This window comes from Flavobacterium pokkalii (assembly GCF_014596575.1).
GTDB lineage: Bacteria > Bacteroidota > Bacteroidia > Flavobacteriales > Flavobacteriaceae > Flavobacterium > Flavobacterium pokkalii.
In genome coordinates, this window is the sequence record NZ_NASZ01000001.1 from 219,114 (window position 1) to 232,494 (window position 13,381).

The 13,381-nt window shown below is 34.8% G+C and carries 14 protein-coding genes; 12 read left to right on the forward strand and 2 right to left on the reverse strand.

Annotated elements, in window-relative coordinates; translation table 11 throughout:
- Nucleotides 1–4: 4 nt before the first annotated feature.
- The gene (locus B6A10_RS00985; protein ID WP_055091548.1) at nt 5–964 is read right to left on the reverse strand and encodes a YjgN family protein; all 960 of its coding nucleotides are present in this window, start codon (nt 962–964) and stop codon (nt 5–7) included.
- Between the two features lie 173 nt (nt 965–1,137).
- Between B6A10_RS00985 and B6A10_RS00990 the strand changes: the two genes are divergently transcribed.
- From B6A10_RS00990 to B6A10_RS01040, 11 genes are all read left to right on the forward strand, one after another.
- A complete protein-coding gene (locus B6A10_RS00990) occupies nt 1,138–1,467 on the forward strand; it encodes a HesB/IscA family protein (RefSeq protein ID WP_026713003.1) in 330 nt (109 codons plus the stop codon).
- Between the two features lie 23 nt (nt 1,468–1,490).
- Nucleotides 1,491–2,939 (forward strand): Fe-S cluster assembly protein SufB, encoded by a 1,449-nt coding sequence (gene sufB / locus B6A10_RS00995; protein WP_188219361.1) that lies wholly within the window; start codon nt 1,491–1,493, stop codon nt 2,937–2,939.
- Between the two features lie 33 nt (nt 2,940–2,972).
- Nucleotides 2,973–3,725 carry a Fe-S cluster assembly ATPase SufC gene (gene sufC, locus B6A10_RS01000; RefSeq protein ID WP_055091541.1) on the forward strand — a complete coding sequence of 251 codons (753 nt, stop codon included), beginning with the start codon at nt 2,973–2,975 and terminating at the stop codon, nt 3,723–3,725.
- Nucleotides 3,726–3,799: 74 nt separating this feature from the next.
- Nucleotides 3,800–5,116: a Fe-S cluster assembly protein SufD gene (gene sufD, locus B6A10_RS01005; protein WP_055091539.1), complete on the forward strand. Its 1,317-nt coding sequence runs from the start codon at nt 3,800–3,802 to the stop codon at nt 5,114–5,116.
- A gap of 187 nt (nt 5,117–5,303) precedes the next feature.
- Nucleotides 5,304–6,518 (forward strand): aminotransferase class V-fold PLP-dependent enzyme, encoded by a 1,215-nt coding sequence (locus B6A10_RS01010; RefSeq protein WP_188219362.1) that lies wholly within the window; start codon nt 5,304–5,306, stop codon nt 6,516–6,518.
- 2 nt (nt 6,519–6,520) lie between these two features.
- A complete protein-coding gene (locus tag B6A10_RS01015) occupies nt 6,521–6,943 on the forward strand; it encodes a hypothetical protein (protein ID WP_188219363.1) in 423 nt (140 codons plus the stop codon).
- A gap of 4 nt (nt 6,944–6,947) precedes the next feature.
- Nucleotides 6,948–7,367 (forward strand): SufE family protein, encoded by a 420-nt coding sequence (locus B6A10_RS01020; RefSeq protein ID WP_026713009.1) that lies wholly within the window; start codon nt 6,948–6,950, stop codon nt 7,365–7,367.
- Nucleotides 7,368–7,463: 96 nt separating this feature from the next.
- Nucleotides 7,464–7,877, forward strand: a complete 414-nt coding sequence (locus tag B6A10_RS01025; RefSeq protein ID WP_188219364.1) for a GxxExxY protein — start codon at nt 7,464–7,466, stop codon at nt 7,875–7,877.
- A gap of 112 nt (nt 7,878–7,989) precedes the next feature.
- On the forward strand, nt 7,990–8,313 hold the full coding sequence (locus B6A10_RS01030; protein WP_055091533.1) for a DUF59 domain-containing protein: 324 nt from the start codon (nt 7,990–7,992) through the stop codon (nt 8,311–8,313).
- Nucleotides 8,314–8,399: 86 nt separating this feature from the next.
- Nucleotides 8,400–8,912, forward strand: coding sequence for a DUF2480 family protein (locus B6A10_RS01035; protein WP_188219365.1), 513 nt, complete (start codon nt 8,400–8,402; stop codon nt 8,910–8,912).
- A gap of 79 nt (nt 8,913–8,991) precedes the next feature.
- The gene (locus B6A10_RS01040; protein ID WP_188219366.1) at nt 8,992–9,843 is read left to right on the forward strand and encodes a DUF3078 domain-containing protein; all 852 of its coding nucleotides are present in this window, start codon (nt 8,992–8,994) and stop codon (nt 9,841–9,843) included.
- Nucleotides 9,844–9,916: 73 nt separating this feature from the next.
- On the opposite strand, the gene hflX is transcribed toward B6A10_RS01040, so the two are convergent.
- The gene (gene hflX, locus B6A10_RS01045) at nt 9,917–11,146 is read right to left on the reverse strand and encodes a GTPase HflX (protein WP_055091762.1); all 1,230 of its coding nucleotides are present in this window, start codon (nt 11,144–11,146) and stop codon (nt 9,917–9,919) included.
- 140 nt (nt 11,147–11,286) lie between these two features.
- Here hflX and B6A10_RS01050 point away from each other — a divergent pair, with 140 nt between their 5' ends.
- Nucleotides 11,287–13,377 (forward strand): TonB-dependent receptor family protein, encoded by a 2,091-nt coding sequence (locus B6A10_RS01050; RefSeq protein ID WP_188219367.1) that lies wholly within the window; start codon nt 11,287–11,289, stop codon nt 13,375–13,377.
- Nucleotides 13,378–13,381: the final 4 nt, after the last annotated feature.

The following is a 13,381-nucleotide window of genomic DNA, read 5'->3' on the forward strand; positions in this document are numbered from 1 at the left end:
ACTTTTACATTACACTGTCTAAGTTTAAGAAATCGCTTAAATCTTCACCTGTTGCATCTTTGTAATTTTCCTCTGTTTGAGTCAAAGCGTCTAAGTTGATATTTCCTTCGGCTTCAACATGTTCGAAAACAAATTTTAGCGTTCGGGTAACCACCCATGCGTAACCTAACCCTAGTGTGAAAATTAAAATTAAAAGATTTAATGTGATTAATTTAAAAAAATCTCCACCAGTTGCAGTTGAATTAAAACGAATTTTTCCATCTTCCCGGGTTAAACTTAAATTGTTTACATAATATTCAAACAAATCTTTTTGCCACCAGAAACCATAAATACCCAAAGTAACAATTGTTAATAAATAGCCTTTAATATTAAGTGCAAAATAATCAGTTCCGTCACCGTCATATTCAAATTCTACATCGCCAAAACGAACATTTCCTAATAAATAATTTCGCATATTCATAGCCATCCAGGGACCATAAATTCCTAAAGTAATAATGGTAAAGAAAATCCATTTAAAAAATAACAGGGTGAATTCTTTTCTGTCGCCTCGGTATCCAAAACGAATTCCTCTCCAGGAGCTGCGTGACATTCGATAACGATAAGAACCGTGAATGGCAATAGGGAAAATTGCAATTAACAACACGTAAAACAATAAAAGCGCTGTTATTGGCATTTTTAAATAGATGAAAAGCCCTAAAACACCATATAAAACTAAGAATATTAATATTGCCTTGAGAAAACCCTTGAACATTTCCTTTCCGGTTCCGTGAAATTCAAAGGAATCATCGTTTAATGAGGTTGAATTGTAAATGTATTGTAGCTGTTTGGCTTTGGCCCAAGGATAATAAATTCCTAAAGTAACTACCGTTAATAGCCAATTAACAATAATAATTCCAAAGTAATCGCTTCCTTTTCCGTTATAATTTAAAGCATACTCTACTCTCTTTTCTAAAGACTTTTCCATAATTATTAAGATTTTCCGGTTAAAAAATAGGCTATAAAAATATAATATTTTTTTTACTAAACAGAAAAAATAAATAATATCTATTTCTATATTAGTTATAAAAATGTTATCCGCTATGGAATACCATTTTTATGCCTTATCTTTGCAGTTAATTTAGACAAAATCAACACACAATGATAAAGGTTTCTGATACTGCCAAAAAGAAAATCATCGATTTGATGAAAGAGGATGGTTTTGATGCCGCTACAGATTATGTAAGAGTAGGTGTTAAAAGCGGCGGATGCTCGGGCTTATCTTATGAATTAAAGTTCGACAAAAACACAGGAGAAGATGATAAGATTTTTATAGACAATGACATAACAATTGCTGTAGAAAAAAAATCATTTTTATATCTGGCCGGAACAATTTTGGAATTTTCCGGAGGATTAAACGGTAAAGGATTTGTTTTTAACAATCCAAATGCAAGCAGAACCTGTGGCTGCGGGGAAAGTTTCTCTCTTTAATTTTTCAATTTTAAATAAACAAAATGAGTAAATATACAGAAGACGATTTAAAAATCGAACTCGAAACGAAAGAGTACGAGTACGGATTTTACACCAATTTAGAATCGGAGACGTTTCCTGTTGGGTTAAATGAAGACATTGTTCGTGCCATTTCACAAAAAAAAGGAGAACCACAATGGATGACCGACTGGCGCATTGAATCCTTCAAAGCCTGGGAAGAAATGACAGAACCGGAATGGGCTAATGTAAAATATGCCAAACCGGATTTTCAGGCAATATCGTATTATTCGGCTCCTAAAAAAGTGGATCCAAATAAAACTTTGAACGATGTAGATCCGGAACTTTTAGAAATGTACAAAAAGTTAGGAATTTCTGTTGATGAGCAAAAAAAGATGAACAACATTGCGATGGATATTGTTGTGGATTCTGTTTCTGTGGCTACTACCTTCCAAAAAACATTAGCTGAGAAAGGAATTATCTTTATGAGTATTTCTGAAGCTATCAAAGAACACCCGGACTTAGTGCGTAAATATTTAGGAACTGTTGTTCCGCAAAAAGACAACTTTTATGCGGCTTTGAACTCAGCTGTTTTCTCTGACGGTTCATTCTGTTATATTCCAAAAGGCGTAAAATGTCCTATGGAACTTTCAACTTATTTCCGTATCAATCAGGCGGGAACAGGTCAGTTTGAAAGAACCTTAGTTATTGCCGATGAAGGAAGTTATGTTTCTTACCTTGAAGGTTGTACAGCACCAAGTCGTGACGAAAATCAATTACACGCAGCGGTAGTGGAATTAATCGCTTTGGACGATGCTGAAATTAAATATTCTACGGTTCAAAACTGGTTTCCTGGAAATAAAGAAGGAAAAGGTGGGGTTTTCAATTTTGTAACCAAAAGAGGTTTGTGTGAAACCAACGCTAAAATTTCCTGGACTCAGGTTGAAACCGGTTCGGCTGTAACCTGGAAATATCCTTCCTGTGTCTTAAAAGGAGACAATTCGGTAGGTGAGTTTTATTCGATTGCGGTAACTAATAATTTCCAACAAGCGGATACCGGAACTAAAATGATTCATTTAGGTAAAAACACTAAATCGACTATTATTTCTAAAGGTATTTCGGCAGGAAAATCACAAAACAGCTATAGAGGATTGGTACAGATTTCTCCAAGAGCCGAAAACGCTCGTAACTTCTCGCAATGTGATTCCTTATTAATGGGTAACAATTGTGGGGCTCATACTTTTCCTTATATCGAAAGTAAAAATCCATCGGCTAAAATCGAGCACGAAGCGACGACTTCCAAAATTGGTGAAGATCAGGTTTTCTATTGTAACCAACGCGGTATTCCAACTGAAAAAGCGATTGCCTTAATCGTAAACGGTTTCAGTAAAGATGTATTGAACAAATTACCAATGGAATTTGCCGTTGAAGCTCAGAAGTTGTTGGAAATCTCATTAGAAGGTTCAGTAGGATAGTCATAAATTAAAGTAAAATAACACATTCGAAAAATGTTAAGCATAAAAAATCTACACGCCACGGTAGGCGATAAAGAAATCCTTAAAGGGATTAACCTTGAAATAAAAGCAGGAGAGGTTCACGCGATAATGGGACCAAATGGAGCCGGAAAAAGTACTCTTTCTGCCATTATTGCCGGAAACGAAAATTATGAAGTAACAGAAGGAGAAATCCTTTTACAAGATGAAGATATTTCTGAATTAGCTCCTGAAGAAAGAGCGCACAAAGGAGTTTTTCTTTCGTTCCAATATCCTGTTGAAATTCCAGGTGTTTCGGTAACTAATTTCATGAAAACGGCAATCAACGAAACTCGTAAAGCAAACGGACAAGAAGAAATGCCGGCGAACGAAATGTTGAAAGTAATTCGTGAAAAATCAGAATTATTAGAAATTGACCGTAAATTTTTATCGCGTTCTTTGAACGAAGGTTTCTCAGGAGGAGAGAAAAAACGTAACGAGATTTTCCAAATGGCCATGTTAGAGCCTAAATTGGCTATTTTGGACGAAACCGATTCTGGTTTGGATATCGATGCTTTAAGAATTGTTGCCAATGGAGTAAACAAATTAAAAAGCGACAAAAACGCGATTATTGTAATCACGCATTACCAAAGATTATTAGATTATATAGTTCCTGATTTTGTTCACGTATTATACAACGGAAAAATTGTAAAATCCGGTGACGCTAGCCTGGCTTTAGAATTAGAAGAAAAAGGATACGACTGGATTAAACAAGAACAAGAAGTATAATTAGTTTGCAGTTTACAGTTAGCAGTTTACAAAACTCATAACTCATAACTCACAACTCATAACTAAAAAGACAAATGGAATTAAAAGAAAAATTAATCTCATCGTTCATGGCCTTTGAAGAGCGCGTAGATGTTCAAACCGAACTTCACGACGTTAGAACTTCGGCTTTAAAGAACTTTGAAGAAAAAGGTTTCCCAACAAAAAAAGAAGAAGCTTGGAAATATACTTCTTTGAATGCGATTCTTAAGAATGACTTTACCGTTTTTCCTAAAAAAGAAAACGCAATCGAATTTAGCCAGGTAAAAAAATACTTTCTTCATGAAATTGATACTTACAAAGTTGTATTTGTAGATGGAATTTTCAGTTCGAACCTTTCGTCAACAACTCATGATGGAATTGATGTTTGCTTAATGTCTGCGGCATTAACCAAGCCTAAATACAAAATGGTAATTGATGCTTATTTCAACAAAATTGCCAGCAAAGACGAAAGTTTAACAACTTTAAATACTGCTTTTGCCAGCGAAGGAGCTTATATCAATATCCCAAAAAGTAAAGTAGCCGACAAACCTATTGAAATCATGTATTTCTCAACCGGTAACGAAGCTGCTTTGATGGTGCAACCAAGAAACTTAGTAATTGTAGGTGAAAATTCACACGTACAAATTATTGAGCGTCACCAAAGTTTAAGCGATAATCCGGTTTTGACCAATGCCGTAACTGAGATTTTTGCTCAAAAACGTGCGATTGTAGATTATTACAAAATCCAAAATGACAATCACGAAGCCAATTTGATTGACAACACTTATGTTTCACAACAAAAAGAAAGTCATGCTTCGGTACATACTTTTTCATTCGGTGGAAATTTAACTCGTAACAACCTGAACTATTACCACTTTGGAGAAAGATTGACCAGTACTTTGAACGGTATCACTATCATTGGTGAAAAACAACACGTAGACCACTATACTTTAGTAAATCACGCGCAGCCAAATTGCGAGAGTTTCCAGGATTACAAAGGGATTTTCTCTGACCGTTCTACAGGAGTTTTCAACGGAAAAGTTTTCGTGGAAAAAGAAGCTCAAAAAACCAATGCGTTCCAACAAAGCAACAACATTGTGTTGAGCGATAAAGCCAGTATCAATGCAAAACCGCAATTGGAAATCTTTGCTGATGATGTAAAATGTTCGCATGGATGTACCGTAGGACAATTGGACGAAACAGCTTTATTCTACATGCAACAACGCGGAATCCCTAAAAAAGAAGCCAAAGCTTTGTTGATGTATGCCTTTTCAAATGCCGTTATCGAAAACATCAAAATACCAGAATTGAAACAAAGAATCACAAAAATCATTGCTAACAAATTAGGAGTGAAATTAGGATTTGACTTATAGTTTTCAAAACTATTTACTACAAAGGGCACAAAGTTTATTCCGGTAACATTGTGCCCTTTGTGATTTTAAAACCAACAATATAATTTTCTGTTAAAACTAAATTCTACAAAAGCACTTCGGTTAAATAAAGAACAAAAAACAATTTTAGTTTTAGTACTTTTGTAAAATAGAATTTTTCTAAATAGTTATGCTAGACATTCAAAAGATAAGAGCTGATTTTCCTATTTTAAATCAAAAAGTAAACGGAAAACCATTAGTATATTTCGACAACGGGGCAACATCACAAAAACCACAAGTGGTTATTGATGCCATTTCAAAATATTATCAGGAAATCAATGCCAACATTCACCGTGGCGTACACACTTTGAGCCAACTGGCAACAGATGCTTACGAAGTAGCTCGTGGCAAAGTACAACATCATATTAATGCCAAGCACGCCCACGAAGTACTTTTTACTTCGGGGACTACTTTTGGGATTAATTTGGTTGCCAATGGTTTTGCGGCCATTTTAAAACCGGGTGATGAAGTGATTGTTTCCCATTTGGAACATCATAGTAATATTGTGCCTTGGCAGATGCTTTGCGAGAAAACCGGAGCTACGCTAAAAGTCATTCCAATGAGTGAAAATGGCGAGTTGATTATGACGGAATATGACAAATTACTTTCGGGAAAAACTAAAATCGTAGCAGTAAATCATATCTCGAATGCTTTAGGAATCATCAATCCGGTGAAATACATGATTGATAAAGCGCATGAAGTAGGAGCAGCAATCCTGATTGACGGAGCGCAATCGGTACCACATTTAAAACCGGATGTTCAGGCATTGGATTGCGATTTTTATGCATTTTCAGGACATAAAATGTGCGGTCCGACAGGAACCGGAGTTTTGTATGGAAAAGAAGAATGGTTGCATAAATTACCTCCTTATCAGGGTGGTGGCGAAATGATAAAGGAAGTAACTTTTGAAAAAACCACTTACGCTGATTTGCCTCATAAATTTGAAGCCGGAACTCCGCACATTGCCGGTGGAATTGTGCTTGGGACAGCAATCGATTATCTGAATTCAGTAGGTTTTGAAAACATTCAAAAACAGGAATTAGAATTATTAGCTTATGCTACCGAGCGTTTATCGGAAATTGAAGGTTTGCGTATTTATGGAAATTCAAAAAACAAAACATCGGTAATTTCGTTTAATATTGAAGGCATTCATCCTTATGACATCGGTACTATTATTGATAAATTAGGTATTGCTGTAAGAACCGGACATCATTGTGCGCAACCGATTATGAATTTCTTTGGTATTCCGGGAACCATAAGAGCTTCTTTCTCTTTTTATAATACCAAAGAAGAAATTGACGCTCTTGTAGAAGCGGTTAAAAAAGCTAAAATGATGCTGTCTTAAAAATGAAAGTACTGGCTTTATTTATATTGACTTTGTTTTTGGGTAAAAGTTGCGAAAGTGAAGCGCAAAAGAAAATGGAAACGGCGCAACTGATTTACACTGCCAATTCCAGAGGTTTTTTTCAGGAAATAGTAATTGAAAATCATAAGCTAAGTATAAAAAAAGACCGAAAACGTAAAGCCGTTCAGTCAAAAATTTCCGATGCCGACTGGAAAGAATTGGTACAGCTTTTTCAGGAAGTGAATTTAGACGAAATAAAAAACTTAAAATCACCTACCGAAAAACGTTTTTATGACGGCGCTGCCATAGCGCAACTAAAAATAAATTATGACGGAAAAAACTATGAGTCCCAAAGTTTTGACCATGGTTTTCCTCCCGAAGCAATAAAAAAAATAGTGACTAAAATCAATGCATTTGCAAAATAAGACAATGACAATTAAAGATATACAAGACGAAATAGTGGACGAATTTTCGATGTTTGACGATTGGATGCAACGTTATGAATACATCATCGAATTAGGAAAAAATCTTCCGCTTATCAAAGAAGAATACAAAGTTGATGAAAATTTGATTAAAGGATGTCAATCTAAAGTTTGGCTTCAAGGCGAAAAAGACAACGACAAAATAGTTTTTACAGCCGATAGTGACGCCATTTTAACCAAAGGAATTATTGCGATATTAATTCGCGTTTTTTCAAACCAAACTCCAAAAGACATCATTGATGCCGAAATGGATTTTATAGATGAAATAGGATTAAAAGAGCATTTATCACCAACCAGAGCCAATGGTTTGGTTTCGATGATTAAGAATATTAAAATGTATGCTTTAGCATTTGATGCTAAGAAATAATTTTTTTAATATTTTAAACATATAAGTCATATAAGTTTTTTACTAAATTGTTAAAGCAAGGAAAGAAGTGATATAAGTAATTCTAATTTTTTAAAGATGATTATTTCAAGAAGTTATCTCAAAGATTTAGTTTATCAGGTTAATGGTGCAGCTATTGAGGTACATAAAAGTATTGGTCCCGGACTTTTGGAAAGTGTATATCATCAATGTTTTAAAAAAGAATTAGAATTAAGAAACATCAATTTCTCATCTGAATTATCAATTCCGCTCCAATACAAAGGATACGACTTAGATTCAAAACTCAGATGTGATTTATTTGTAGAAAATTGTCTGGTAGTTGAATTAAAATCTGTTAATGAGATGAATCCAATTTGTGAAGCACAATTACTCACTTACATGAATTTATTGAAAGCTCCAATTGGGTTGTTGATTAATTTTAATGTGAAAAACATTTTCTATGAAGGGCAAAAAACTTTGGTAAATGATTTTTATAATAAACTTGATGATTAAGTTATTTAAGTAAAACAACTTAAATGAACTTATATTAGACTTAATAAATTTAAAAAACTTACATGACTTATATGTTTTTAAAAAGCATGTATTAAACTCAAAATAAAACAAAATGGAACAAGAAATAGACACTAACGAATTAGGAGAAGCAATCGTAATGAAATTAAAAACCATCTACGATCCTGAAATTCCTGTAGATATTTACGAATTAGGTTTGATTTATGATGTAATGATAAATACGGATTATGAAGTAAGAATCTTAATGACATTGACTTCGCCAAACTGTCCGGTAGCGGAGAGTTTACCAAGAGAAGTTGAAGAAAAAATTAAATCTATTCCAAATGTAAAAGGAGCCGAAGTAGAAATTACTTTCGATCCGCCTTGGAGCAAAGATTTAATGAGCGAAGAAGCTAAATTAGAATTGGGAATGCTTTAATTAGTATTCAGTGAGCGAGCAGTTAGCAGTCTAAAATACCAGCGTCTGCACTGATTACTAAACACTGATTACTGAATACTGAAAAAATGGAAGAAATAGTAAACAAAGTAGCCAACAGCGTTTTGGAAGTTTTCGATTTAGAAGATTACTATCCAAAAGGAATTCGCGCACAAATTGATATTTCGCAATGGCTTCTGGAAGGTTTATTGTTAAAAGAAAAAGACTTTCGCGAACAGCTAAAAAATCACGATTGGACGCAATATCAGGATCAATATGTATCTGTTTTTTGTAGTACCGATGCGATAGTTCCGGCTTGGGCATCTATTTTGGTAGCGGTTCATTTAGCCCCTTTTGCCAAAAAAATCATTAATGGGAAAAATGAAGATATGGATGCGGCACTCTATGAAGAATTGCTTCCAAAAATTGATTACAGCGTTTACGTAAACAAGCCTGTAATTATCAAAGGCTGCTCTAAAAAACCTGTTCCAATGCGGGCTTATATTCTGGCGGCTCATTATTTACAGCCTTTTGCCCGAAGTATTATGTATGGCGAAGCCTGCTCGGCAGTGCCATTATACAAAGCGCCTAAAAGCAATTAACCACATATTTATTAAATCAAATGCTACTTTTTAAGTAGCATTTTTTTTATATTTACTATTCATCAATCATTTGAAAGTTATGAAAAAACTATTTCTACTCATCGTATTTACGTTTGCTGTCCTTTCCATAAACGCTCAGGAAACGCAAAAAGACACCACAAAAATCTGGACAACTAAAGGTAATGCCTCTTTATTACTAAGTCAGTCGGCATACAACAAAGAATGGCTGGGTGGCGGAACTTCTAACGTGGCGGGAAATTTTAATTTAAACTATGATTTCAATTACAAAAAAGGGAATGTTGTTTGGGATAACAAATTCATTCTGGCTTACGGACTGAGTAAAATAAAAGGTAACGAAAGAATGGCTAAAACTGATGACCGTATTGAACTGAATTCACTTTGGGGAAAAAAATCTACGGTTAAAAACTGGTACTATTCCATGTTTTTTAATTTCAAATCACAAATGGATACCGGTTTAGACAAAGATGGTTTAAAAATATCTCATTTTTTCTCTCCGGCTTATTTTCAGTTTGGTCCTGGTTTTTTATGGAAAAAAGACAATAATCTAAGTATCAATATTGCTCCGGCTGCCGGAAAATTGATTTTGGTGCACAAACATTTCACTGATTTAGGTCCTTCTTTCGGAGTTTTACAGGGAGATAATACCCGTTTTGAATTAGGAGCCAGTGTTTCGGCTTACTATAAAGTTAGCCCTATAACTAATGTATCCATTGAAAATATTCTGAATTTGTATTCTAACTATTTAGAAGATGCTCAAAATGTAGATATCAACTACCAAATGAATTTGGTAATGAAAATCAACAAATACCTTTCGGCTAATATTAATGTGCAAACCATTTACGATGACAATGCCATCAAAGCTTTTCAGGTGAAAGAAATATTCGGACTGGGAATCAATTATGGTTTTTAGTTTTTTTTCCAAAATAAAAATCCCTTTTAAGAATCAGTTCTAAAAAGGGATTTTTTATGATTTAAGACCAATGTTATTCGTCCTCCTTGTCAAAAGCGTCTTTATAATCCGGATACAGGAATTTGTTGTATGGGAAACGTGTAATATGAATTTGACGAACGGCTTCATAAACTCGTTCTCTGAATTCTTCGAAATTTTGCTTTTGTGCCGCCGAAATAAACAAAGCATTTTGCTCTCCCACGCGGTTCATCCAGGTCGATTTCCATTCGTCAAGCGTATAATGTTTGGTTGTTTTTTCGGTCATTAAATCATCTTCATCAATAGTTAAATGACGATACGCATCGATTTTGTTAAACACCATCAAAGTAGGTTTGTCACTGGCTTTGATGTCTACCAAAATCTGATTTACCGAAGCAATATGATCTTCAAAATCAGGATGTGAAATATCAACGACATGTAATAATAAATCGGCTTCGCGAACTTCATCCAGTGTACTTTTAAACGATTCTACCAATTGTGTAGGTAATTTTCGAATGAATCCAACCGTATCCGACAACAGAAATGGTAAATTTTTGATTACCACTTTTCGAACGGTAGTATCTAAAGTCGCGAACAATTTATTTTCGACAAAAACATCACTTTTTCCAATGGTATTCATCAGCGTAGATTTTCCCACATTGGTATAACCTACCAAAGCCACACGTACCATTGCACCGCGGTTACTGCGCTGTACGCCCATTTGCTTGTCGATGGTTTTGATTTTGTCTTTTAATAACGAAATTCGGTCGCGCACAATACGACGGTCGGTTTCAATCTCAGTTTCCCCCGGACCACGCATCCCGATTCCCCCTTTTTGACGTTCTAAGTGCGTCCATAATCCGGAAAGTCTTGGCAGCAAATATTGGCATTGTGCCAATTCGACCTGTGTTCGCGCATAGGAAGTCTCGGCTCTTTGAGCAAAAATATCCAGAATCAAATTGGTTCTGTCGAGGATTTTACAATCGATAATTTTGGAAATATTCTTTTGTTGGGAAGGTGTTAATTCGTCATCAAAAATAATGGTCGAGATTCCGTTTTCCTTCACATAATAATTAATCTCATCTATTTTTCCGGTTCCTAAAAAGGTTTTAGGATTAGGTTTGTCCATTTTTTGCGAAAAACGCTTCACTACCTGTCCGCCGGCAGTAAAGGTTAAAAACTCCAATTCATCCAAATATTCATTGAGTTTTTCTTCACTCTGGTTTTGGGTCACAATACCTACAATGACCGATTTCTCAAAATTGATTACTTCTTTTTCTAACATGTCTTTAAATAAGGCTACAAATTTAATGATTTGCCCGATAGTATTGGAAATTATGTTTTTATAAAAAGCAGTCTTTCATTTGCCTGTAGATTTTGTCCTTTTAAATACAAATGAATATCTTTATTTTTTATTCAAAAGCTATGAATCTCAAGAAATTTGTCCGCTATCAGGCGCTTTGTTTGCTCTTTTTACTAAAGACAAGTCTTTATGGACAAATTCAGAAAGATACGATCACGCTTTCGGATTTACCAATCCAAACTTCTCCTATTCAAACTACGATTCAAAATACAGCATCGGCAGTTGCGATAGTAAGTCAAAACGATCTTACCAAAAATAACGGCGTGATTTTGACTCCAATTTTGAACACTATTCCCGGTTTGTATATGCAACAAGGCGCATTAAATACAAACCGAATCACTATTCGTGGAATTGGCGCGAGAACTCCTTACGGAACCAACAAAGTGAAAGCTTATTTTGATAATATTCCGCTATCAACAGGAGAAGGCGAAACAACGCTGGAGGATTTAGATTTGGAATCCATTAGAAATATTGAAATTATCAAAGGGCCTAATTCCAGCAGTTTTGGTTCCGGATTGGGCGGTGTAATTCATTTATTACCTAAAGAGACTACCACAGCAGCTTTTGGGAAATCAAACACCACTTATGGTAGTTTTGGTTTGATTAAACAAAGTCTCTCCGGAGGATTTCATTTTGCTAAATCAAATCTTTTTACCGGTTTTACTCATTTACAAAATGACGGTTTTAGAGAAAACAGCGCTTACGACCGAAAATCATTTAATTTGCACGGAAAACAAGCAATTAGTCCGAAAGGAAAATTATCTTATTTGGGAGTCTTTACAAAAGTCAAAGCCTATATCCCGAGTTCAATAAATGAAAATGATTTTCTGTATCAGCCTCAAAAAGCAGCTGCAAATTGGGCGGCTGCCAGAGGAAATGAATCTTATGATAAATTGATTTGGGGAATTGGATACCAGCATCAATTTTCAGCAAAATGGTCGGCGAAGACCAGTTTTTTCTCCAATTCAAAAAAAGGAAATGAAGACCGTCCTTTTGATATTTTAACGGATAAATCGAATGCTTTAGGTTTTAGAACCAAAATCAATTACAAAAATTATTTTCTAAAAAGACCTTTGGAAATAAGCAGTGGTGTCGAATTTTTGAATGAAAAATACGAATACAATCTTTACCAAAATCTTTATCAAACACAACCGGGGCAGGGAAGTATAAAAGGAGACTCTTTTAGCACTATTCATCAAAAGCGACACTATATTAATTATTTTTTGGAACTGCAATTTCAATTAACGAATACACTCCTTTTAGAAAGTGGTTTGGCGATGAATTCTACCCGATATACAATGGAAAATTTGTTAGAAGAAAAGCTTTCAAATACAGACAAACCTTCTTCATTTGGGAAAATTTGGTCGCCCAGATTAGGACTTTCTTATAAAATCAGCCAAGGAAAAAATATTTATTTATCAATCAGTAAAGGATTTTCGGTACCTGCTGTTGCCGAAACTTTAACTCCAGAAGGCACTATAAATACCGCTCTAAAACCGGAAAGCGGTTGGAATTACGAACTAGGTTTTAAAGGCAATTGGTTCAACAATAGTTTATATACGGAATTGGCATTATTTTATATTGACATAACCAATTTATTAGTTGCCAAGCGTACGGCCGATGACCAATATGTAGGAGTTAATGCCGGAGAAACTAGGCATAAGGGAGTTGAATTTCAGGTGAATTACCACTTTTTAAAATCGGACAAATGGCAATTGAATCCTTATTTTTCCGGGACAATCAATCATTTTTTATTCGAAAAATTTGTGGATGGAGATCATGATTATTCCGGAAACAAACTCACCAATGTTCCGGATATACAATGGAATTTAGGACTTGAATTCAGCACCGTTCAGGGATTTCGTCTCAACACTTCTTTTAGAAATACAGGACGAATCCCCATGAATGATGCTAATTCAAAATACAGTAATTCGTATCAGCTGTTAGATATAAAAACAAGTTATGCTTTTAATTTGCTAAAAAGTTTAAAAACAGAATTCTACGCCGGAATCAACAATACCTTAAACGGTCGTTATGCCGCCAGCATTTTGCCTAATGCTGTAGGTTTTGGAAATGCTCCGGCAAGATTTTATTATCCGGGAAATCCCAGAAATTATTATGCTGGAATGAGTGTTTCTTACCTTTTTTTGTAAAAAA